The organism is Collinsella sp. D33t1_170424_A12 (genome assembly GCF_015554865.1).
GTDB lineage: Bacteria > Actinomycetota > Coriobacteriia > Coriobacteriales > Coriobacteriaceae > Collinsella.
Genome location: NZ_JADNJJ010000027.1, coordinates 1 through 22,567 on the forward strand (window position 1 = coordinate 1; position 22,567 = coordinate 22,567).

The window sequence follows — 22,567 nt, forward strand, 5'->3', positions numbered from 1 at the left end:
GTCGGCGGGAACGGTGATATCGCCCGCAGAGACGGCCGCGACGACGTCGCCGGCGATGCCGTTATCGCGAGCGAGCTGCTCCATACGACCCTTGATAAACGAGCAGCAGGCATCCTTCACGGAGCACTTGTCAAACGCAAGACCCTGCTCGAGATACAAATCAAGCGCAGCGTCAACGATGGGCTCGTAACCACAGGACAAGCGACGAGACAGCATGTTGATCACACCGATCGCCGCGCGTCGAAGCGCGAACGGATCCTTGGAACCGGTGGGCGGCTCATCGATGGCGAACATGCCGGCGATGGTATCGACCTTATCGGCAACGGCCACGATGCAGCCGGCGATACCCTCGGGGAGCTCGTCTCCCGCGAAGCGCGGGCGGTAATGATCGCGGATAGCCGCGGCGACCTCGGGGGCCTCGCCGGCGGCCAAGGCGTAGTAGCCACCCATAACGCCCTGCTGGCTGGTGAACTCGACGACCGCGGAGGATACGAGATCGGCCTTAGCGAGGTGCGCGGCTCGCTGGGCATCGGATGCGGAAGACGCGCCGACATGGGCCGCCTGGGCAATAGCGAGCGCCAGGTCCTCCATGCGCTCGGACTTCTGGAGAACGGTGCCGAGCTTCTTCTGGAAACCGACGGTTGCCAGACGCGAGCGGAACTCCTCGAGGGAGACCTTAAGGTCCTCGTCATAGAAGAACTTGGCATCGTAGAGACGCGCGCGAACCACGCGCTCGTTGCCGTCGATGATGGCGTCCGCGCACTCGGGACGGCCGTTGGATACCACGACGAACTCGGGAGTCAGGGCGCCATCGGCGTCGTAGATGGGGAAATACCGCTGATTGGACAGCATAGATTCGCAAATGATCTCGTGCGGGACCTGCAGGAACTCGTCGTCGAAACGGCCGATGAGCACCGTAGGCCACTCGCAGAGGTTGACGACCTCGTCGAACACGGAGCGCGGCCGCTCGACGCGAACGTTGCGCTCGGCTTCGATTCGCTCGATCTGAGCGTTGATGAGGTTCTTGCGGTCCTCGTCGGGCATCACGAAAGCGCGGCCGAGCGCATCGCGGTAATCGGCCAGGGAAGCACTTGCGACCTCGTGGTCACCGGGAGCGAGCACGCGGTGACCACGAGTGGTTCGACCGCTCGCGACGCCTGCGAACGCCACGGGCACCACGTCGCCGCCGAACAGGACGCACAGCCAACGAACCGGTCGAACGAAGCTCTCATGCGTCGCGCCCCAGCGCTGCGAACGGTAGTTGGGCCACTGCAGGCCCGTAAGGACAGACGAGCACAGGTCGGCGAGGATGGGCTCGGCGGGAATCGAGTCGATGCTCTTCTCGGCGAAAACGTACTCGCGACCATCGGTATCCTCGCGGCGAACGAGCTCGGCTGCGCTCACGCCGCACTTACGCGCGAAGCCCTCGGCAGCCTTGGTGGGAACGCCGTCGGCATCGAACGCTATCGCCGCGGCGGGACCGCGCTTAACCTCGTGCACCTCTTCGGTTGCCGAGGCGACATCGGCAACATGGACGCACAGACGACGCGGAGACGTGAGGACGGTGACGGCGCCATGGGAGAGGCCGGAACGGTCCAGGGCCTCGGGAACCATCTTGCCAAGCTGGGAAGCAGCGTTGTTCAACGGAGCCGAGGGCATCTCCTCGGTTCCGATCTCAAAAAGGAAGTCACGAACATCAGCCATCGCTAGGCCACCTCACCCTTCGTCTCTTCAGAATCATCGCCCGCAGCCGCGACCTCGGCCAGATACGCCTCGCAGCACGCCTTCGCAACAGCGCGCACGCGGAGGATATACGCCGCGCGCTCGGTTGCGGACAGCGCGCCGCGCGCATCCAGGATGTTGAACGCGTGGCTGCACTTCATGACGCAGTCGTATGCCGGCAGCGGAAGCTTGGCATCGAGGCAGGAATGACACTCGCGCTCGTAATCGTCGAACTTCTCACGCATGAGCTCCACGTTGGCGACCTCGAAGTTGTACGCCGAGAACTCGCGCTCGTTCTCGAGGAAGACATCGCCGTAGGTCATGGTCGTGCCATCGGGCGCAACGCTCCATACCAGATCGTACACGGAATCGACGCCCTGCACGTACATGGCAAGGCGCTCGAGTCCGTAGGTAATCTCTACGGGAACGGGATCGACCTCGATACCGCCCACCTGCTGGAAGTAGGTGAACTGAGTGACCTCCATGCCGTTGAGCCAGACCTCCCAGCCAAGGCCCCAGGCGCCGAGTGTGGGGCTCTCCCAGTCATCCTCGACGAAACGCACATCGTGCTCGGCGGGATCGAGGCCGATGGCCTTGAGCGATTCAAGGTACAGCTCCTGGGAATTAGCGGGGCTGGGCTTGATGAGAACCTGGAACTGATAGTAGTGCTGCATGCGGTTAGGGTTCTCGCCATAGCGACCATCGGCGGGACGACGGCAGGGCTGGGCGTAGCACGTACGCCAGCTCTGCGGACCGAGGGAGCGAAGAGTGGTGGCGGTGTGGAAGGTGCCCGCACCGACCTCGGAATCGTACGGCTGCATGATCACACAGCCTTGGCTGCCCCAAAACTGCTGTAGCTTGAGGATAATGTCCTGGAATGAAAGAGCTGAAGCGTTCATCTACCTGCTAACTCCTCGATAGAAATACATACGGTTCTCAATACTACCGCATGGCCATTTAAGTTGATAGGTGAGGTGCAAAAGAAATGCGCCCCGCAACAAGCGAGGCGCATGAAAAGCCGCTACATCAATCCGATGCGGTCGAGCGGCAAATAACGAGCGACAACGACACCGATAACGGAGCGCTCATCGATACAACCGAAGTACCGCGAATCTGCGGAGTTCTCGCGATTATCCCCCATCACCCAAAGCTGATCGCTCGGAACGGTGAGCGGGAACGTCACATCGACGCCGGCGGCCTGCTGGAGCAACGGAAAAGTGCTCCCTTCGACATAGGGTTCGTCGAGCCGCTGGCCATCCACGTAGACGAAGCCGTCGCGCACGTCGACCGTCTGGCCCGCGGTAGCGATGACGCGCTTGACGAGGATGTCATGGCTGGAAGAGCCGTCAGGGTTCTCGAAGACGATGATGTCGCCCGCATTGACGTCCCGACCCAGATTGACGGTAACCTTCTGCGCGAGCAGATGGTCGCCAACCTCGATAGTATGCTCCATCGAACTGGTGGGGACGACGAACGGGCTGATGACGAACGTTCGGATGAACAGTGAAGCGACGATAGCGATCGCGAGAACCGCGATCCATTCGAGTATGCTTTTGAGAACAGAGTTACGAGACAACGCAATCACTCCGAATCATCGGTAGCGCGCAATGCGCGCAGAACCTCGTTGGCGTAGGCGCGCTCAACTTCGGTGAGGCGAGCCTGGTCGAGCAGATCGGGACGCCAGTGGCACGTGCGCTCGATAGCGTTCCTCCTCCGCCACGCGTCGACCTTCGCATGGTCGCCCGAAAGAAGGATGCTGGGAACCTCGCTGCCGTTGAACGATGCCGGACGCGTGTATTGCGCATATTCGAGCAGCCCGCCGTCGTCGCCAGTGGCAAACGACTCGTCTTTATTGCTCATCTCGTCACCAAGGACACCGGGTATGAGGCGAACGACGGCGTCCGTAACGACCATAGCAGCAAGCTCGCCACCGGTGAGCACGTAGTCGCCGATGGATAGGCGCTCGTCCGCAAGTTCGTACGCGCGCTCATCCATGCCCTCGTAGCGGCCGCAGACGAACAGGAGGCGATCGTAGGACGCCAGACGCTCAGCCACATGCTGGGTGAACGGCACGCCGCACGGTGTAAAGAACACGACATGGGGCCTGGGTAAAACGGGGTCGCTCGCAAGATCCGTGATGGCCTCGTGCAGCGGTTCCACTTTCATAAGCATACCCGCCCCGCCGCCGTAAGGCTCGTCATCGACGGTGCGATGTCGATCATGAGTCCAGTCGCGCAAATTATGAGCCTGAAACTCGAAGAGACCGGCCGCTCGGGCACGACCCAGGATGGACGTGGACATCACCGGTTCAAACATCTCCGGAAAGACGGATAACGACTCGATGAGCATCTGCGTCCTCTCGAACTAGGAATTGATAAGACCATCCATCACTTTGACGCGGATGGGACCGGCTTCGGGGATATCGAGGACCACATCCTCGACGACGGGGACAAGGACCTCGCCATAGGCGCCGCCCGCAATAACCCAAACGTCGTTGGCAGGCGTCTCCATAATCTCGACGATGGTGCCGAGTCCACCAAAACGCTCGTCGATGACGGAACGATCAAGCAGGTCATCGTATGTCACATCAAACGAATCGAGCTGAAGGTCGTCGCTATCCGCCAGCACGTAGCATCCCGCAAGCGATTCGGCTTCCCCGATGCTGTGCGCACAGGAGAAGCGAACGATATAGCGATCGCCGCCATCGACAACGCTTTCGACCCGCACGAAACGATCGCGATCCAGCGCGGGCGGCGTGAGCGCGACGCGCATACCAGGTTCAACGAGAAAAGGAAGGCCACGTAGCTCAGCTACGATGACCTCCCCTTTAGACCCGTGCGCCTTGAGCACACGAGCGATATTCTTATAGTGGGAAGACACGGACCTACCCCAAAACCTCGACCTCGACGGACGTGCCCAGACGGGCAGCGAGGGCACGCGAAAGCGTGCGAACCGCCTTGATGGTGCGTCCATGACGCCCGATGACCTTGGCAACGTCGTCTTCGGCGACAGTCACCTCGATGGTGGAGGAGTCGACGCCATCGATGACCTCGAGGCTGACGGCATCCACGTCATCAACGATGCTCACGACGAGGTACTCCACCAGATCGGCAACGCGATCGGAGACGAGCACCTCGTCGCTTCCCTGCTGGGATGCAAGCTCGTTGTTGGAATCGACAGACACCGTAGATTACTCCTCGGCGGCAGCGGCTGCGGCCTCCTCAGCGGCCTTAGCCTCCTTGGCGAGCTGCTTCTTGGACTTCTTGGGCTCGACAGCGGCCTTCTCGCCCTCGTTGGCGGCACGAACCAGCGCGGCAACGGCGTCGGTAAGCTGAGCGCCCTTGGCCTGCCAGTCAGCGATCTTCTCAAGGTCGAGGCTGATGGTCTTCGGGGTGGTCAGCGGATTGTAGCGGCCAACCTCCTCGATGAGACGACCGTCGCGGGGCGAACGGGCGTCGGCGACGACAACACGGTAATACGGACGCTTCTTAGAGCCGTGACGAGCAAGGCGAATCTTGACTGCCAATGCAAACTCCTCCAACCAAGCAGCAATCAGCTGCAACGATAAACAAACGATTGAACATTTTACGCCAACGACGGGAGCAGGTGAAGCCCCAGGTGGAACTTCTTCGGAATTGACGTTAGCGTTTCCATATCTTACCCATCATTTCGCAAAATGCAAAGAGCTGAGTTGACGTGCGCTATACTATCTCCATGGATAACGAACACACATACGATAAGGCGAACGCCGCATGTGGCGAGACCGGACCCTACGCCCCCTCCCTATTCGGAAGCTGGACGGGTCCGGCGATCGGCCTGCTCGACCTCGACGCGTTTTTCGCGAGCGTCGAGCAACTCGATCACCCTGACTGGCGCGGCAAGCCCGTCATCGTCGGAGGCAGCCCCGATCGACGCGGAGTCGTATCCACGGCTTCGTACGAGGCGCGCACATTCGGAGTTCACTCGGCCATGCCCTCTGCGCAGGCGAAGCGCCTCTGCCCGCATGCAATCTGGACCGATGGGAACTTCTCCCGCTACCGCGAGTTGAGCGCGCGCGTCATGGCTATTCTTGCCGACGAAACGCCATACGTGGATCAGGTATCGATCGACGAGGCGTTTTTCGATATCTCTCCCGGTCGATTTAACTCCGAAAGCCCCCTGGCCGTTGTACGAAGGATCTCGGAGCGCGTAAACGCACTCGGCATCACGTGCTCGATAGGACTTGGATGCAACAAAACAGTTGCGAAGATAGCAAGCGAACGAGATAAACCGCGCGGCCTCACCGCGATCCTCCCCGGCACCGAAGAAGCCTTTCTCGCGCCGCTGCCCGTCCGCACGATGAGCGGCATTGGGGCGCGGGCGGAGCAGGCCCTGGCACAGCGCGGCATCCATACCCTCGGACAGCTCGCCGGGGCCCCGGACGACATCCTCGCTCCGGTATTCGGTGCCAACACGGCATCCGTACGCCAGCGCGCGCAGGGTCGCGAGCGCAGCCGCGTGCACGCTATCGACGAAGCGAGCCCCATGAAATCGCTGAGCAACGAGCGCACGTTCGCCCACGACCTCACAGAGCAAGCCGATATCGAGGCTGCCATAGACGTGCTGGGGGAATCGGTCGGTCGACGCCTGCGCAAGCGCCGCCTCACCGGTAGGACCGTCACCCTTAAGTTGAAATATGGCTATGGATCAGGCAGGACCGCCCAGCGAACGCTTGAGGCGCCAACCGATGACGAGCATATTTTCTGCAGGGCGGCGCGGGAGCTGCTCCATACGATCTGGAGTCCAGGGGTTGCCGTCAGGCTTGTTGGCGTGTGCATGAGCGGCTTTGACCACGAGTCGGGAGTCCAGACGAATCTATTCTGCGAGCTCGACGAGCGCGGGGCCGCATCGAGCGAGAAGCGGGCGCTGTCGGTTGCCGTCGACGGCGTGATCGAGCGCTTCGGATCGAGCGCGGTCGGATATGGTCGATCGATGCGATTCGACCACGACGTCGTTCGACGCGATAAATACTCATGACGAAGGGGCCGCGCGGGCCCCTTCGTTCAATACGATGCACATGAATGGCGACGACGCGACCGCTAGTCGAGTTCGAGCTCCAAACGAGGGGCGTCGCCCCACAGCTTCTCGAGACGATAGTAATCGCGCTGCTCGGGCGTGAAAACATGGACGAGAACCGAGCCGTAATCCATGAGGATCCACGTGCGCTCCTCGCGACCCTCGATGGCAAAGGGGTGCTCGCCGCACGTCTTGAAGACCTGTTCCTCGACCTCATCGATAACAGCATCGACCATACGGTTGTTGGTACCGGTGGCGACGACGAAGAAATCGCAGACATCGGAAAGCTCCGTGAGGTCCAAAACCTCGATATCCTGCGCGCTCTTATCGCTTGCAGCCTGGGCGGCCACGGTGGCAACGGTTCGCGCATCGACACCGCGCGCGGAAAGGGATGCAGCGGAGCGCTCTACCGACGCGCCGAACTCCTCGTTGCGGACCTCGTCCTCGACGGAGGTCGTCTCTTGAATCTGATCAGTCATGCTTACCTTTCTGAAAGGGTACGCCGAATAGCATACGTGTTGTAGATGTCCACCGCCGTGGGATAGAGGTATCTGCCCGTAGAAACCACATAGGTGATTCCATGCGAGAAACATGAGAAGAATAGCTCATCGAGGGTGACCTCACCGACCTGAGCGCGCAACTCGTCGGCATATGCCCCCACGCGACCCGGTTCGATGGCATCCGCGATGAAGACAACCATATCGAGCGGCATCATATCGATGGCCCCGACGGTGTGTCGATCAACAGCCTGGAATACCGCTGCGGGGAGCTCGGGAAACAGCGCGGGCAGCTCGCGCGCAGCCAGCGGTCCGTGCAGCAAGCCGACAACGCGGTCCGCGGGTCCATCGAGCGATACTCCAAGCTCAGCAGCGCGCGCAAGCGTCTCATCCGGCGTGAGAACCTTGTCCCAATCGTGTAGCAAGCCCGCGGCGCACGCTTCGAACTCGTCTACACCGTAGATGCGTGCGAGCTCGGCAGCCGTTTGGGAAACACCCAAGACATGGCGAAGGCGCTTGGGCGCGCCCGACATGTGGTCGCGAAGGCGCGTTTCGATCGCATGGAGCATGGCGCGTCGAGATGTGTCGATCATAATCACTCCCCCGGTTCGGCCTGGGACCGCGAAACGGGATCGCGATACAGGCCGTTTTTTCGAATGTAGCCGATAACGGACTCCGAAGTAAGATAGCGAACGCTTTTACCGTGCGCTACGCGATCGCGGATATTCGTCGAGCTGATAGCAAGGGCAGGAATCTCGATATAGCGCACATCGAAGGCGATACCGGATTCCTCGACCCGTTGGCAGGACTGGTTGATATCGTATCCCGGTCGCGTGGCAGCGATAAGCGTGGCAAGGGTTGCAATGTGCTCGGCGTCGTGCCATGAAACGATATCGTGAATCGCATCGGCGCCCGTGATGAAATAGAGATGGACGTTGTCGGGATAATGTGCACGCAGCGCGCGAAGCGTGTCGACCGTATAGGTGGTCCCCGCACGATCGATCTCGAAGCGGCTTGCGATGAAATCCGCATTCGCGGCCGTGGCGAGTACCGTCATCGCATAGCGATCCTCGGCGCTCGTCACGAACGAATCATCTTTGAAGGCAGGAGAGCCCGCGGGCATGAAGAGCACCAGATCGAGATCGAGCGCCTCGCGCGCCTGCTCGGCGGTGACGAGATGGCCGTAGTGGATGGGATCGAACGTCCCACCCATGATGCCGAGGCGGTATTCCCGGTTGGAATCGCGCCCGAGCTCGGGGAGGCGCTGCGGTGCCCGCGCGCCCATCTAGTCCTCGACCTCGCCGTCTGCAAGATCGATGCACTCAAACGCGCCATCGTCTTCATAGTCGTCTTCATCGTCGAAGTCCTCAGCGCCCTCGAAATCAAAGGAGTAGCCGAGAATGCGAACCTCATCGCCAGGCTTGCAGCCGGCCTTGGTGAGCGCGGAGTCGACGCCGATGCGCTCGAGGCGATGCTGGAGGTAGATAACGGCCTCCTCGTTTTCCCAGTCGGTTTGGACGACGAGCCGCTCGATCCCGCGTCCCACGACGCGCCATGCACAACCGTCCTCGCGTTCCACGTGGAATGCGCGGTCGCGCGCCTGACGGTTGCGATCCCACTTGCCCTCATCGAGCTCGGGAGCATCCTCGACCTCGGAAAGCTCGCGACGGAGGTCGGCCACGCGCTCGCCGCAAGCGAGCATGAGCGTCTGAAGCCCGGCACCCGTAAGCGCTGAGACAGCGAAAAAGGCGTGGCCGTCATCGAGGGCGGCTCGCTTCAGGGCGGCAACGCGATCGGCCATACCGCTGGCATCGCACTTGTTCGCAATGACGATCTGCGGACGAACCGCGAGCTCAGGCGCATAGGCGGCGAGCTCGTCGTTGATGATGCGGTAGTCCTCCAAGGGATCGCGCCCCTCGAAACCGCCGGTGATATCGACCACATGGAGGATGAGCGCCGTGCGCTCGATATGACGCAGGAACTGGTGACCCAGTCCGCGGCCCTCGCTCGCACCCTCGATAAGACCCGGAACATCGGCTACGACATAGGAATACTCCCCGGCGCGCACAACGCCCAGATTGGGAACGAGCGTGGTGAACGGATAATCGGCGATCTTGGGACGAGCGGCGCTCATGCGCGCGATAAGCGAGGACTTGCCGACGCTGGGCATGCCGACGAGCGCGGCATCAGCCATGAGCTTCATCTCGAGTTCGATCCAATGCTCGATAGCGGGCTCGCCCTTCTCTGCGAACGCAGGAGCACGGCGCGTCGAGGTCACGAAATGGGGGTTTCCGCGGCCTCCGGAACCGCCGGGGGCCACGACGACGCTCTCACCATCATGCGTGAGGTCGGCGATCTCGTAGGAGGGCTGCATGGTCTCGCCATCGATCTCGCGCACGACGGTACCCATGGGGACCTTCAAGACGAGGTTCTCGCCGTTCTTACCGTCTTTGCGCGCACCCTGTCCGTGCGTGCCGCGCTCAGCGCGGAAATGATGCTTGAATCGGTAGTCGATCAACGACGACAGCTGGGCGTCGGCCTGCACGACGACATTGCCGCCTCGGCCGCCGTCGCCGCCGTCAGGTCCGCCCTTGGGAACGAACGCCTCGCGACGAAACGACATGCAGCCGGCGCCGCCATCGCCGCCCTTGACGTTGATACGGCAGATATCGGTGAATTGGGACATGGATGACCTTTCCCTAACGTATCGAAAGACAACAGTGAGCTTACCAAAAGAGGCCCCCGGCTAACAGCCGAGGGCCTCTCTATTTGCCTATGCTGTGAAGGGACTTAGGCTTCGACGACGGGAAGAACGCTCACGCGATGCTTGACGCCGCGGGTAAACTTGACCTTACCCTCGGTAAGTGCGAACAGCGTGTCATCCTTGCCACGACCGACGTTCTCGCCGGGGTGGATATGGGTGCCGCACTGACGGACGAGAATCTCGCCGGTCTTCACGAACTGACCGTCGAAACGCTTGGTGCCGAGACGCTGACCGCGGGAGTCGCGGCCGTTACGGGAGGAACCAAGACCTTTTTTGTGTGCCATGTCTGATACCTACTCTCTACAGTTCTTAAGGGAAACTACTCCGCTGCGGGAGCAGCGGCGTCCTCGGCAACAGCAGCCTTCTTGGCACGCGACGTGGCCTGGACCTTGGTGATCTTCAGCTTGGTAAGCTGCTGACGATGACCCTGAAGCTTGTGATAGCGCTTGCGCTTCTTGAACTTGTAAACAAGCTGCTTCTCACCCTTGAACTGGTCGACGATCTCAGCAGTGACCTTAGTCTTTGCGAGCTTGGCAGGATCCGTGACGATCTTCTTGCCGTCGTTCAGGAAGAGAACGGGAAGCTCGACCTTGGTGCCGGCCTCGCCCTCGATCTTCTCGACCGTAAGAACATCGTCGGTGGCGACCTTATACTGCTTGCCGCCCGTTGTTACGATTGCGTACATTGTTTCTTGCCCTTCATGCATCAGTTAGTGCAACAGCCGAATATAGTAGCAGGGGATGCATGCACCGTCAACAAGCAACGAGAACATTTCCCCAGCGTATTCACAAGTTGCCCTTGTTTCACTGGAACGACGCTGCACCTGCATACGAAACATGCGATCTGGACGACGCGGCGCCGTTGAACAATCATAGACGATAATGGGAATCGTGCAAGATTGCTTCATAAAATGTGCAGCTCAGTGCCAACCATGCCGTCCTCGCGGGGGCACCCGGTTAGCTCCGGGCGCACAGGGGGTCGATCAGCTCGCCGTCCTCCCCTTCCACCAGCTGCGCGCGCCGCTCGACGCGGTAGCGCGCGATACGATCGAATCGCTGGATTCCCGTGGACTGGATGGGGTCGTCATCGGACGCCACCGCACGCCGGGCGAGAACGCGGTCGATCGCGGCAACCAGGATCTCCGGACGAAGCGCACCCTCGTTATCGCAGCGTGTATCCAGCTCGAGCACGATGCATCCTTCGCCATCCGCCACACGATGCGACACGAGCATGCGGTCGACATCGAGCACCTTGTTCTTCTTACCGCGAGCATATGGGATGCGTCCCAAGCCGATGACCTCGGATAGCGCATCCGAAACATCGGGGCACCCTGCGCTCGCATCGGTAAACGATAGCTCGATACGGTAGAGGACCCGCGTGATCTGAGCGGTCAGCGCAGGGGTGCGAACATCGACGTAGCCGCAACGCGTAGCCATGAGGTCCTCCGGTGAGGCAGCTTGGAGGCGCTGCAGAGCCTCAGCCGGAGGCACCAGGCTCGTTAGGAACACGTCGTACCACTCGCTGCGGGAGCTCGTTCCCACCGGGAGCGCCGACGAGAACCCGGCGCGCATATGGGGCGAGAAGCCCTGGGTGACGGCATACGGCAAAGACGCGCGGCGAATGATGCGCTCGATGGTATGCAGCACCTCGAGATGGCCCAGATACGCCAGGCGACCGGCCTTGACGTACTCGACGCGCAGCCGGAACAGGGGCTGAATGTTTTGCTCGCTCACGAACGCTCTCCCATCAGGACGTTATCGACATGCAGGGTGGGGCAGATACCGCATCCCGCACAAGACGCACGGGTGCAATCGGCCGTGGTCTCGCCGGCAAGCGCACGGCGGTACTCGCGCTGCAGGAACCCGCGGGAGACTCCCGGGCTCACGTGCTCCCAGGGCATGATGGCATCAAGGTCGTATGGCGTCTGCGCGATCGCGCGCAGGTCGATGCCGCAGTCGCTGGCCGCCTGCTCCCACCGCTCGAGGCTGAACTGTTCGGTCCACGCATCGAAGCGAGCGCCGCGGCGCCAGGCGCCCTCGATTACGGGAGCCATATCGCGACCGGCACGGGATAGCACGGCTTCGAGCAGCGAGGTCTCGGCGTCGTGATAGTGAACGCGAACGGCACGGTTCTTAACGCTCTTGAGCAGCAGCTGCTGGCGACGCTTAACCTCCTCATCGGGTGTCTGGGCGCACCACTGGAACGGCGTAGAGGCCTTAGGGATGAAGACGGACACGGAGATGGAGATCGAGATGCCGCCACGCTGCCCCTTGGGAACCACCTCGCGCGCGAGCTCGAGCACGTGGTCGGCGAGCTCGGCGATGGCGACGATATCCTCATCGCGCTCGCCCGGCAGACCCATCATGAAATAGAGCTTGCAGCGGCGCCAGCCCGCCTCGAAGGCGGCGCGTACGGCGCGGTCGAGGTCGTCTTCAGTCACGCCCTTGTTGATGACGTCGCGCATGCGCTGGCTTCCGGCCTCGGGAGCAAAGGTCAGACCACCCTTCTTCTCCCCCGCGACCTGCAGTGCCATGTTTACGCCGAACGAGTCGAGGCGCTGCGAGGGGATGGATACCGAGATTCCCGTATCCTCCAAGCGGCGGTTGAGGCGCGACAGAATCTGCTCGCAGCACGAATGGTCGGTAGTGGAAAGGGATGTGAGGGACACCTCGTCGTAGCCGGTCTCGGCCAGGCCGCGGGTCACGGCGGACACGATTTGGTCCGCCGAGCGCTCGCGAACCGGGCGATACGTGATACCCGCCTGGCAGAAACGGCAGCCGCGCGCGCATCCGCGAAGCACCTCGACGGAAAGGCGGTCGTGGACGAGCTGCGCATACGGGATGACCGATTGGCTCACCGGATCGGTTGCGCCGAAATCCTTGACGACGCGCTTATACACCACGGGCGGAACGTTCTCGCCCTCGCTGGGAACGGCATACCCGTGGGGCGTGCAGTCGCCATCGAAGCGGATATCGTACAGGGCCGGGACGTAGGTGCCAGGAATCGCAGCAAGACCGCGCAAGATCTCGTCGCGGCTCGCGCCGGCATCGCGTAGGCGCTGGTGCTCGCGGCACACCTCGACGATAGCTTCCTCGCCTTCACCGATAAGGATGGCGTCGAAGAACGGGGCGAGCGGCTCGGGGTTGTAGACCGAAGGCCCTCCCGCGATGATGATGGGGTCGTCCTCGCTGCGATCGGCGGAATAAAACGGGATGCCCGCCAGATCCATGGCCTCCAGGTAATTCGTGCACGCCATTTCGTGCGGCACATGGAAACCGACGACATCGAACGAAGCCACGGGGGCCGCGCCCTCGAGCGACAGCAAGGGGACGCCGGCGGCACGCATCTCGTCGGCCATATCGACCCAGGGCACATAGCCGCGTTCACAGGAGATGCCCTCCTGTTGATTGAGGATGTGGTAGAGGATGGCGATACCCTGATTGGGCAGGCCGACCTCGTAGGTATCGGGGTAGATCAAGCAGGCTCGGTAGTCGGCCTCCTGCTTGGACATGGTGCCCCATTCGTGATCGATATAGCGACTGGGCTTTTCCACACGGGCCAGCAAAGGCTCTAGCTCATGGAATCGGTCCTCGTAGGGTACGCGCACGTAAACTCTCCTTCTAGTCGAGGTATTCTGCAGAAACAGATGCGACGCCGTCGGCGGGGGCAACGGCGTCGCGGACAGCGTCGACCGCGTTTCGAACGACGCGGTTGGCCGGCCCGTAATCGATATCGCGAGCATACAGCTCCATAAGGGCGATGCCCATGGCGATGGTGCCGAGACCGCCGATCGACGCTTTGACCGCGAACGCCGCCCTTCCGGCGCGTGGCGCCAGCGAACGGGAAAGGGCGCGGAGACCGAGGCCGGCGACCGCGACCCCCGCGGCGTCATACAGGCGCTCGAAGCGCATCGGTTTATCGTACATCGAAGCAAGCTTCGCCATCATGCCGAGCTGCGCCAGCGTCATAACGGGAAAATCGGCGCCGGGCACGATCGTCAACGCACCCGTCACGGCATTCGATAGCGCCGTGGCGGCAACGACCCCTCGAGAAGCCGTGGCGCGCATGAACGGGAAATTCGCAGCGAACGCCTGGGGCTTGTCGGTGCGATCGAGCACCCAGCAGGCAAGCCGATGAAGCAGCACGCCTTCCTCGCGGGAGGCGACCAAGCCGAGCATGGGGGTATCGCGCTCGATGAAAGGCGCGTCGTCGCGGGACTCGCATACGACGACGGTGGGCGAACCAGCGATCACCAACCGGTGGCACGCCGCCTCCAGCATGCTGGAGCCGCACGAGACAACGATGGCGAGATCGGAGTCGGCCTTCGGCTCAAGCTCGGCGGTAAGACGAGACACGCGGACCAGTCCGCCGATAGTCTGCGGCACCATCGCGCTGCGGATCGCATCGATCAGATAGGCCGAGGCCGAACCGTCCACGTATACGGACACGCGCACGGGCTCATCGGATTGCTGCTGGGCGCTCACGCCCATCTTGAAAGCATCTGCCACCGCATCAAACGGAATTCGCATACGGCACCTTCCTCTCATGGATGCCCGAAGGACTACGCTGCCTTCGAGCGATGACGCCATACCGACTGGACGATGCCGACCATGGCGCTTTGCATAAGCATAGAACTCGAACCGAAGCTGATAAAGGGTAGCGGAATACCCGTGATGGGCATGAGTCCGATGCACATGCCGATATTCTCGAAAATCTGAAACGTCCACATACCGACGATGCCCACGACGGTAAGCTTCAAAAACAACGAATCGCTTTTATAGGCGATGCGGATGGCGGAAAATATCAGGAGCGCATAGAGGCCTAAGAGCAGCAGGGCGCCGACAAAGCCGAATTCCTCGCTCATGAGGGCGAACACGAAGTCCGTATGCGCTTCGGGCAGAAAGCCCTCTGCCGCCTGGGTGGCACCGCCGATGCCCTTGCCGAAGAAACCGCCCGATCCAACGGCGATGAGGGACTGCATGAGGTTGTAGCCCGCTCCCGAGGTATCGGCGGTAGGATCTATGAACACGAGCAAGCGATTCATCTGGTATTGCTTGATGAGCACGTCTCGACCGACAAGCGAGTCGACGACGGAATCGGCGGCAAGCAGCAGGGAGACCAATCCGATGAGAATGGCGATGGTAGACAGGACCCATTCCCTGCGAGCTCCGCTCATGGAGATGACGATGGCGCCGCCCACGAAGATGACGAGCCCGCTTCCCAGATCGCCCGCAGCAAGAACGGCGCCGAACGGGATGGCGAGCATGGCGCAGAGCTTCACGTAATCGCGGACGGAATCAATCTTGCCGTTGTACTGGCCCCCCAGGCCGGCGATGAAGAACGCGGTGATGATCTTGGCGAGCTCGACGGGCTGGAAGGTCAAGCCGATACCCGGAATTTGAATCCACCCCGTCATACCCTTCGCGTTATACGACAGGCCGGGGATATACGGCGAGAATATGACCATGATATCGATGACCAGAAGCACCGTCGTCATATTCTGCAGACCGCGAAAATCCGTTCGCCAGCACAGGATGCCCAAGACCGTACCGAGGCCGATGCCGAGCAGATGACGAGAGAATTGCGCCTCGGGAATCGACAGGGATGCTGTCCAGATGATGAGCGTTCCATATGCCATGAGGCCCACGACCGCGATGAGCACGGGAATATTCACGCGCTGGGAAAGCGAGTTGCGTGATGATACGACGCGCTTGTTCACGCGCTTAAGGCTATCGGCCGACGCGTCGCGCCTGCTTCCATTCGACATTACACCGCACCTCCTTAGCGATCATGTGTGCCGCCCGCGGCCGACACGGAGTCATGCGAACCGTAGATGGCACCGAGTACGTACCTCGTGCCCACAAGCGCGGATGTGGAGCCGAAGCCGCCGCGCTCGACCAACGTTGCCACGACATACTTGGGATCGTCGGCGGGCGCATAAGCGATGAACCACGCATAGAGGTCGTCGTCTGCCTTCTCACCCGTACCGGACTTGCCCGCGACCGTGACGCCAAGACTGTTGAAATGGCTCGCCGTCGAGGCCGTATCGTAGATAACGCCCTTCATGCCGCCGTGGACCAGGTCGAGGTCGGATTGATCGCGCACGTCGACGGAACGGAGCTCCTCTGGCTGATGGGCCACGGCGTCCCCATCGCCGTCGCGCGCGACGGCCGAGAGAAAGACATGCGGCGTGAACTCTTTGCCGTTTTCAGCAAGACCGGCGTACACGGTGGCCATCTGGAGCGGCGTGACGAGAATGTCGCCCTGTCCGATGGCGATATTGAGCATGTCGCCGGGACCCCACGCGCGATCGGCGTCGGGCCAGGAAGAAAAGAACTCCTTCTTCCACTCGGCCGTGGGTACGCGCCCCGCCGCCTCGCTGGGAAGGTCGATGCCCGTGGGCTCGCCCAGGCCCCACCGCTTGTAGACCTCCTGCAGGCCCTCGGGGTGGTCCTCGTCGTAGTAGAAACCCTTGCCGATATCGTAGAAGACCGGATCGCAGGAGTGTGAGATACCCTGCTGCAGATTGAGCGTGCCATGCCCGCCATGGTCCCAGCACCACCGGCCGGCGCCCTCACCGAGACCCGTCCACCAGCCGTTGCAGGTTGTTGTCTGGCCGGAGGTGTACACGCCATACTCAAGCGCGGCGAGCGCCGCCAGGGGCTTGATGGTTGATGCAGACATGTACTGGCCGCTGATGCAGCGATTGAGAAGGGGGTTTCCACTCGTCTCGCCGTTGAGCTTCGACCAATCATCATTCGATACGCCGCCGATGAACACCGACGGATCGAACGTGGGTGCGCTAGCCATGCCGAGGATATCGCCATTCGTGCAGTCGATGCACACGCAGGCACCGGCATCGGAGGTGTATCCGGCCTGCTTTCCCATCGCCATGGCGCGCGCGAGACCCTCTTCGCACGCCTGCTGGATGGCGAGATCGAGCGTGAGCTTGATATCGGAGCCTGCCCGCGGCGGGATGGCGCCCGCCTTTCCGGTCACGTTGCCCGCAGCGTCGACGTGCACTGTCTGCTCACCGCGGATACCCTGCAGCAAGCGCTCGTAGTAGATTTCAACACCGGCCTGGCCGACGATATCGCCCGACTGATAGCGAACCGCGCCGGCGGCATCTTTCGAATCATCCTGGGCGTTGAGCTGTTCTCCGGTGATCGTGCCCGTATAGCCCAGAACATGGCTCGCAAGCGTTCCATACGGATACACGCGCTCGGTGCGCTCCTCGATCTGGACGCCATCGAAATCAGTCACATGCTCCTTGATATGAGCGACCGTCGACATGCGCACATCGGATGCAACCGTGTGCAAGCTCTGAGCGCTTTGCGAATAGTCAAGAATGCTACGGCGCACGGCGGTATACGGCATGCCGAGGACATTTGCCAGATGACGCACTTTGATGGGATCGGAAGCGAAATCACGATAGGCGCCGACAACGAGCGAGGGTCGGTTGGTTACCAGTTCTACACCGTTGCGGTCGAGGATGCGACCGCGGGGCGCGGGCGTGGTGACCGTGCGCATCTGGTTTTGCTGCGAAAGCTCCTCGTAATGATCGGAGGAGACCATCTGCATGCTCCACAGCTTCGCCACCACGGCGGCAAAGACGGCGCCCACGCCCATCGTGAGCATCTTGAAACGGCCCTTCATGGCAACGCCGGGGGTGTTGCCCTCCCCTTCCGATGCTCGGGGCTGGGTCCCGTTGCGAGTATCGAACGTGAACCTACCCGAGTAGCCACGTAAGAAGAACAGCGATCCGATAATCGCGACAACCAGGATGACTCCGGCAACGACTACAACGAGCTGCGCATCCATCGATCGCCCTCCTTCCTACTTCAAGCTTGTATATGACTTGTACCGTGTACCCTTCGAACGGGCCGTGAAACCCTTTTTAGACTCCGTCGACGAACCGAACATAAGAAATGGAACAGCAGCAAGAACATCAAGCACGCTCGACGCGAGGCCGTGGACGAGCAGCGCGTACAGCAAGCTGGACTCGAGACCGAGCAAAAACAGAGCGAAGCCATAAGCGAGATTGACGAGAAGCATCGCGACGCCGACCATGCGCATGGAAGTGGCCGAGAATCCACCGCCCATACCATGCGAAATCATGGACAGGACGAAGCACGCAACCGTGAGCAACAGCGGCATCAAGCCGACGGGCACGGCGGCGGTAAGGTCGAAGAAGAGCCCGGAAAAGAAACCGGCCAGGACGGCGCTCTTGATGTCGCATGCTGGGGCCATGGTGAGTGCAAGCACGACCATAAAATTGAAGCGCCCGCCGAACAGCGACAGCTGCGGTGCCAGCGCAAGCTGGAGCACGGCGGCAATCAGGCATACGACAACAACCATACGGCGCGCGCGAGCGGGATCGCGAACCTCCATTGCAAGCACCTCCTCTTAATCGTTCTTGCCCGCGGAGTCGGCAGCGGAAGCCGGTGCGACGCCGGCTGACTGGGCATTAGCGGAAGCGACGTCTTCACTCGATGCAGCCTGCTCGGCGGAAACGGATGTGATGACGAGCACCTCTTCGTTGTTCTCGGCCAGGGACTGAGCGCGAACGGTAACGGTGTAGTACGTAGCGTTACTTGCTCGGTTCACGGAGGTGACGGTACCCAGTGGAAGGCCCTTTGGAAACACACCGCCCAAACCGGACGTGATCACGATATCGCCCACGGAAACATCGGAATCGGCTGTGATGTAATTGAGCTGCAGGGATCCGTCGGGCTGTCCCTGCAGGATGCCCTGGGCGCGGGAGCGCTGCACCATCGCCGATATGCCCGACGTCTCATCGGTCAGCAGGCGAACAGTGGACGAAGTCGCAGAGACCTCGACGATCTGGCCGATCGCGCCGCCGGAGTTGCAAACCGCCATGCCGACCTCGAGCCCGTCGACCGTTCCCTTATCGATCGTCACGGTATGGGACCACGCGTCGCTCGATCCACCGACGATGCGGGCGGCCGTCGATTCCAGGCTGTACGTAGAACGAAGCCCGAGGAGGCCCTCAAGGCGCTCGGCGGTCTTCTCTGCCTCGGTGAGCTTCGCGACCTCGGCGGTAAGCTGCTCGTTACGCTGGCGAAGTTCCGAAAGCGTCTCCTGCGGGGCGGTCACGTTGGAGATTACATTGCCGACGGCATGGAACGGAGACGCCACGATAGACCCCACCATGCGAACAGGCGTCGTGATAGTTGTCACGACGCTCCGAACACCATGGATGGGACCCGTCTCGCCTTCGCGAATATAGAATGTGAGCAGCAACAACGAGATCATGCAGCAGATGATAAAGGGGCGCATCCCGCTGGATTGCTGTTTTGTGCGAAGCGTAGATTGATAGCGCTTCTTATTCGAACGCGGCAAACCGAATCAAACCCTAGGCATTGCTCTGGACGAATCCGCCGTCGAAGGCGTTCGCCTCGAGCACGCGGGCGCAACCGTTGACAACGTTATCGAGCGCCGTGGGGCTCACGTTGACGGCCACGCCGGTCTCATCTCGCAGCCGGACATCAAGCCCGCGCAGCATGGCGCCGCCGCCGGTAAGAAGGATACCGTAATACATGAGGTCGCTTGCAAGATCGGGCGGGGTCGCGTCAAGCGCGTCTTTGACAGCCTTAGACATCTCGTCGAGGGGCTTGTTGAGCGCTCGACGAATCTCCTCGCTCTCGATACGAACGGTCTTCGGCAAGCCCGAGATGACATCGCGGCCATTGACCTCGACATCGAGCTCGTCCTTCAGCGGAACCGCGGAACCGACCTTGATCTTGATATCCTCTGCGGTGCGCTCGCCGATAGCCAGATTGTACGCATCGCGAACATGGGTGAGGATGGCCTGGTCGAATTCATCGCCGGCCACGCGAATAGACTGGGAAACCACGATGCCGCCCATCGCGATGACAGCGACCTCCGTGGTACCGCCGCCGATATCGATAACCATAGAACCGGTGGGCTCCTCGACGGGAAGGTCTGCACCGATGGCCGCGGCCATAGGCTCCTCGATCAGATATGCCTGACGGGCACCCGCCTGGATCGTTGCTTCGAAAACGGCGCGCTTCTCGACGCTGGTTACGCCGGAGGGGACGCAGACGACGACACGGGGACGCGGGGTCCAGGGGTAGCGCTTCTCGCTCGCCTTGTCGATGAAGTAGCGAAGCATGGCCTCGGTTACATCGAAATCGGCGATGACGCCATCTTTAAGCGGGCGAACGGCAACGATATTACCCGGCGTGCGGCCGAGCATTCGCTTGGCCTCGATGCCCACGGCGAGGATGCGCTCATCGTTCTTGTCGATCGCGACCACGGAGGGCTCGCGAATGACGATACCCTTGCCGCGAACGGAGACAAGGGTATTTGCAGTTCCCAGGTCGATGGCGAGGTCGCCATCGTATTGACCAAAGAACATATCCATCAAAGAAAACAAAGTCACTCCAAAAGGTACGTTAAGGTTCCTATGCAGTGTAGCGCGGACAATCGGCCCCGTGCAGCACGCGGGGCCGATTGGAGAAAGATACCATTTATTCGGCGGAGCCCTCGTCGGCGTTCACGTCGGAATCGCGCTGGTTGGAGCCATCCGCATCGGAAGTCGAAGCATCTTCTGCCTGAGCCTCGGAGCCCTCATCGGAGGAAGCGGGCTCATCGGATGCATCGGCCGCGGAGTCATCCGAGACCGAATCGAAATCGAGCGCGACGTTCGCCACGGCCCAACCGAGGCCCTCGCGAACGAACGTGACCTCGTACTGGGCGGTACCGCCCTTCGACAGCTCGACGGAAACAGTAGCCGTGGACTCCGTCATCGAGCGATCGAGGCCCTCGATGGTGGGCGTCGCGCCATCGGGGATGGAGGCTGCGATGATGGCCTTCGAGTCCTCGTTCAGACCGCTGGCCAGGAAGGAGTCGGTCTCGGTGCCGTTGGTAACAGCATCGAAAAGGCCGGTAAGGACGTCCTGCTGCGTGGGATAGCCGTAGCCGCGCGTGTACGCGAAGGCGAGCCCTCCCGCCGCGAGGAGCAGCAGAAGCACGATGACCAGGAAGACCTTGAGGCCGGTATGGCGATGGCGACGACGGACCTTCATCTCCTTTTTATCCTGCTGGATCATCTCGGACTCCGAGAGCGTGAAGAAGCCGGTGTCGGAGGGATCAGGAATGAAGCTGCCGGACTGGCCAAGCGGATCGAGCGGATCGACGCCAGCCTGGAAGGCGCCGGTCGAGGAAACCTCGGTGGACATGGAACGCTGGGCGGAAAGCGTGTCCTGAGCGCCGGACAGCGCCGTCTGCTGATCGGCGGTGAGCTGGTAGATTCCATCGGCGGTAGCGCGCTGGAACGCATCGATGGCATCGGAGGGGCGGTTCGCTGCGGCGTAAGCGGTGCCCAGGCTGGCGTTGATGGCACGCGGGTCATCCTTGGGGCCCACGAAGTCCAACGCGGTGCGATAGGATTCGGCAGCATCCTCGGGACGACCGATGAGCAGGAAGCAGTCGCCCAGGCTCGACAGCGCCGCGGCCGGCGCGGGGTTGGCGGCATCGATGGCCGCCGATCGAAATGCCACGCCCGCATCGGTGGGGTTATCAAGCTTGAGCAATGCATTGCCCAAGCCCATATACGCCTTATAGGGCGTTGCATACGAGCTGTCGGTAACGGCTTCGGTAAAGCTGTTGGCAGCGCCAGCGAAATCCCCGGCAGCGCTCAGGGCCTTACCCCGGTTGGTCAACAGGGCGCCGCGCTTGCCGTACGCGGCATCGTTGAGCGCGGCGGAATATGCCGAAGCGGCATCGCTGAACATTCCGAGGCGCATGAGCGAGTTGCCACGCAGGTGATCGGCCTCGCCGAAGACCTCATCGGCAGATTTAGCCGCAGAGAACATCTGGGCGGCAGCGGAGAAATCGCCTGCGCGATAGGCTGCGCGGGCCTGGTCGAGTAGCTGTGCGTTCACATTTGCTCCTTTGTGGTCCTACGTCGCACTAAGCGGCGTGCTCGATCTCGATGTGGACGATCTCGTCTCCAGCGCGCAGCTTGGCGATAACGTCGAGGCCCTCCAGCGTGGTGCCGAAGACCGTGTAGCCGGAATCGAGGTTATGCTGGGGACCCAGGCAGAAATAGAACTGGGAACCAGCCGAATCGGGGTTCATCGAGCGGGCCATGGCCAGAGCGCCATCGACATGGCTGTTGTTGGGATTCGTGAGATACTCGGCCTTGATGCAATAGCCGGGACCGCCCGTACCCGGGCGCCCGTCGGGGCCCTCGAGGCCGCGAGCGACCTCGTCGCGCGACATATCGCGCGTGTTGGGGCAGCCACCCTGGATAACGAAGCCGGGAACATAGCGATGGAACTTGAGTCCGTCGTAGAAGCCCATAGTGGACAGCTCGCAGAAGTTGGCCACATGAATGGGGGCGCCGGCGCCGTCGAGCTTAACGCGGATAGTACCCTGGGAGGTCTCGATGACGGCGACCTCGTCGCCGGCAACCTGGTACTCGGGGGTATGCAACTTAGAGCCAAACATGCGAAGCCCTTTCTCCGAACAAAGGATATAT

General features: G+C 61.6%; 24 protein-coding genes. 1 reads left to right on the forward strand and 23 read right to left on the reverse strand.

Annotation, left to right across the window (positions count from 1 at the left end; genetic code table 11):
* From glyS to rpsP, 7 genes are all read right to left on the reverse strand, one after another.
* The coding region (gene glyS / locus I2E26_RS01250; protein WP_195419306.1) for a glycine--tRNA ligase subunit beta at positions 1-1,704 on the reverse strand (1,704 nt) is incomplete at its 3' end.
* 2 nt (positions 1,705-1,706) lie between these two features.
* Positions 1,707-2,621 (reverse strand): glycine--tRNA ligase subunit alpha, encoded by a 915-nt coding sequence (locus I2E26_RS01255; protein ID WP_195419307.1) that lies wholly within the window; start codon positions 2,619-2,621, stop codon positions 1,707-1,709.
* 122 nt (positions 2,622-2,743) lie between these two features.
* Positions 2,744-3,307 (reverse strand): signal peptidase I, encoded by a 564-nt coding sequence (gene lepB / locus I2E26_RS01260; RefSeq protein ID WP_370551417.1) that lies wholly within the window; start codon positions 3,305-3,307, stop codon positions 2,744-2,746.
* Positions 3,304-4,071 carry a tRNA (guanosine(37)-N1)-methyltransferase TrmD gene (gene trmD / locus I2E26_RS01265; protein WP_195419308.1) on the reverse strand — a complete coding sequence of 256 codons (768 nt, stop codon included), beginning with the start codon at positions 4,069-4,071 and terminating at the stop codon, positions 3,304-3,306. The genes lepB and trmD overlap by 4 nt, the downstream gene beginning before the upstream one ends.
* A 15-nt stretch (positions 4,072-4,086) precedes the next feature.
* Entirely contained in the window at positions 4,087-4,602 is a 516-nt protein-coding gene (gene rimM / locus I2E26_RS01270) for a ribosome maturation factor RimM (protein ID WP_195419309.1), read from the reverse strand.
* A 4-nt stretch (positions 4,603-4,606) separates the two neighbouring features.
* On the reverse strand, positions 4,607-4,906 hold the full coding sequence (locus I2E26_RS01275) for a KH domain-containing protein (RefSeq protein ID WP_187231605.1): 300 nt from the start codon (positions 4,904-4,906) through the stop codon (positions 4,607-4,609).
* Positions 4,907-4,912: 6 nt separating this feature from the next.
* Positions 4,913-5,248 (reverse strand): 30S ribosomal protein S16, encoded by a 336-nt coding sequence (rpsP, locus tag I2E26_RS01280; protein ID WP_195419310.1) that lies wholly within the window; start codon positions 5,246-5,248, stop codon positions 4,913-4,915.
* Positions 5,249-5,436: 188 nt separating this feature from the next.
* Between rpsP and dinB the strand changes: the two genes are divergently transcribed.
* Positions 5,437-6,738 (forward strand): DNA polymerase IV, encoded by a 1,302-nt coding sequence (dinB, locus tag I2E26_RS01285; RefSeq protein WP_195419324.1) that lies wholly within the window; start codon positions 5,437-5,439, stop codon positions 6,736-6,738.
* A gap of 62 nt (positions 6,739-6,800) precedes the next feature.
* Here dinB and rsfS read toward each other — a convergent pair whose 3' ends face one another.
* The 16 genes from rsfS to I2E26_RS01365 form a co-directional block, all read right to left on the reverse strand.
* On the reverse strand, positions 6,801-7,256 hold the full coding sequence (gene rsfS, locus I2E26_RS01290; RefSeq protein ID WP_195419311.1) for a ribosome silencing factor: 456 nt from the start codon (positions 7,254-7,256) through the stop codon (positions 6,801-6,803).
* 2 nt (positions 7,257-7,258) lie between these two features.
* Positions 7,259-7,867, reverse strand: coding sequence for a bis(5'-nucleosyl)-tetraphosphatase (symmetrical) YqeK (gene yqeK, locus I2E26_RS01295; protein WP_147588308.1), 609 nt, complete (start codon positions 7,865-7,867; stop codon positions 7,259-7,261).
* A gap of 2 nt (positions 7,868-7,869) precedes the next feature.
* On the reverse strand, positions 7,870-8,559 hold the full coding sequence (gene nadD / locus I2E26_RS01300; protein WP_195419312.1) for a nicotinate-nucleotide adenylyltransferase: 690 nt from the start codon (positions 8,557-8,559) through the stop codon (positions 7,870-7,872).
* Positions 8,560-9,960, reverse strand: coding sequence for a GTPase ObgE (obgE, locus tag I2E26_RS01305; protein WP_147588310.1), 1,401 nt, complete (start codon positions 9,958-9,960; stop codon positions 8,560-8,562). It abuts the gene before it with no gap.
* Between the two features lie 104 nt (positions 9,961-10,064).
* Complete coding sequence (gene rpmA / locus I2E26_RS01310; protein ID WP_147588311.1) at positions 10,065-10,322, reverse strand: 50S ribosomal protein L27; 258 nt, start codon at positions 10,320-10,322, stop codon at positions 10,065-10,067.
* Positions 10,323-10,357: 35 nt separating this feature from the next.
* Positions 10,358-10,723, reverse strand: a complete 366-nt coding sequence (gene rplU, locus I2E26_RS01315) for a 50S ribosomal protein L21 (protein WP_195419313.1) — start codon at positions 10,721-10,723, stop codon at positions 10,358-10,360.
* Between the two features lie 271 nt (positions 10,724-10,994).
* Positions 10,995-11,771, reverse strand: a complete 777-nt coding sequence (locus I2E26_RS01320; protein ID WP_147588313.1) for a TIGR03936 family radical SAM-associated protein — start codon at positions 11,769-11,771, stop codon at positions 10,995-10,997.
* Positions 11,768-13,645: a TIGR03960 family B12-binding radical SAM protein gene (locus tag I2E26_RS01325; protein ID WP_195419314.1), complete on the reverse strand. Its 1,878-nt coding sequence runs from the start codon at positions 13,643-13,645 to the stop codon at positions 11,768-11,770. The genes I2E26_RS01320 and I2E26_RS01325 overlap by 4 nt, the downstream gene beginning before the upstream one ends.
* A gap of 13 nt (positions 13,646-13,658) precedes the next feature.
* A complete protein-coding gene (locus I2E26_RS01330; protein WP_187231606.1) occupies positions 13,659-14,567 on the reverse strand; it encodes a hypothetical protein in 909 nt (302 codons plus the stop codon).
* A 32-nt stretch (positions 14,568-14,599) separates the two neighbouring features.
* Positions 14,600-15,805, reverse strand: a complete 1,206-nt coding sequence (locus tag I2E26_RS01335) for an FtsW/RodA/SpoVE family cell cycle protein (RefSeq protein ID WP_195419315.1) — start codon at positions 15,803-15,805, stop codon at positions 14,600-14,602.
* A gap of 14 nt (positions 15,806-15,819) precedes the next feature.
* Positions 15,820-17,859, reverse strand: coding sequence for a penicillin-binding protein 2 (gene mrdA / locus I2E26_RS01340; RefSeq protein WP_195419316.1), 2,040 nt, complete (start codon positions 17,857-17,859; stop codon positions 15,820-15,822).
* 15 nt (positions 17,860-17,874) lie between these two features.
* Positions 17,875-18,429 carry a rod shape-determining protein MreD gene (locus I2E26_RS01345; RefSeq protein WP_147588317.1) on the reverse strand — a complete coding sequence of 185 codons (555 nt, stop codon included), beginning with the start codon at positions 18,427-18,429 and terminating at the stop codon, positions 17,875-17,877.
* A 15-nt stretch (positions 18,430-18,444) separates the two neighbouring features.
* Positions 18,445-19,338 carry a rod shape-determining protein MreC gene (gene mreC / locus I2E26_RS01350; protein WP_195419317.1) on the reverse strand — a complete coding sequence of 298 codons (894 nt, stop codon included), beginning with the start codon at positions 19,336-19,338 and terminating at the stop codon, positions 18,445-18,447.
* A 76-nt stretch (positions 19,339-19,414) separates the two neighbouring features.
* Complete coding sequence (locus I2E26_RS01355; RefSeq protein WP_040362080.1) at positions 19,415-20,446, reverse strand: rod shape-determining protein; 1,032 nt, start codon at positions 20,444-20,446, stop codon at positions 19,415-19,417.
* 106 nt (positions 20,447-20,552) lie between these two features.
* A complete protein-coding gene (locus I2E26_RS01360) occupies positions 20,553-21,968 on the reverse strand; it encodes a tetratricopeptide repeat protein (protein ID WP_195419318.1) in 1,416 nt (471 codons plus the stop codon).
* Positions 21,969-21,996: 28 nt separating this feature from the next.
* Positions 21,997-22,536 carry a peptidylprolyl isomerase gene (locus I2E26_RS01365; protein ID WP_147588320.1) on the reverse strand — a complete coding sequence of 180 codons (540 nt, stop codon included), beginning with the start codon at positions 22,534-22,536 and terminating at the stop codon, positions 21,997-21,999.
* Between the last annotated feature and the right edge of the window lie 31 nt (positions 22,537-22,567).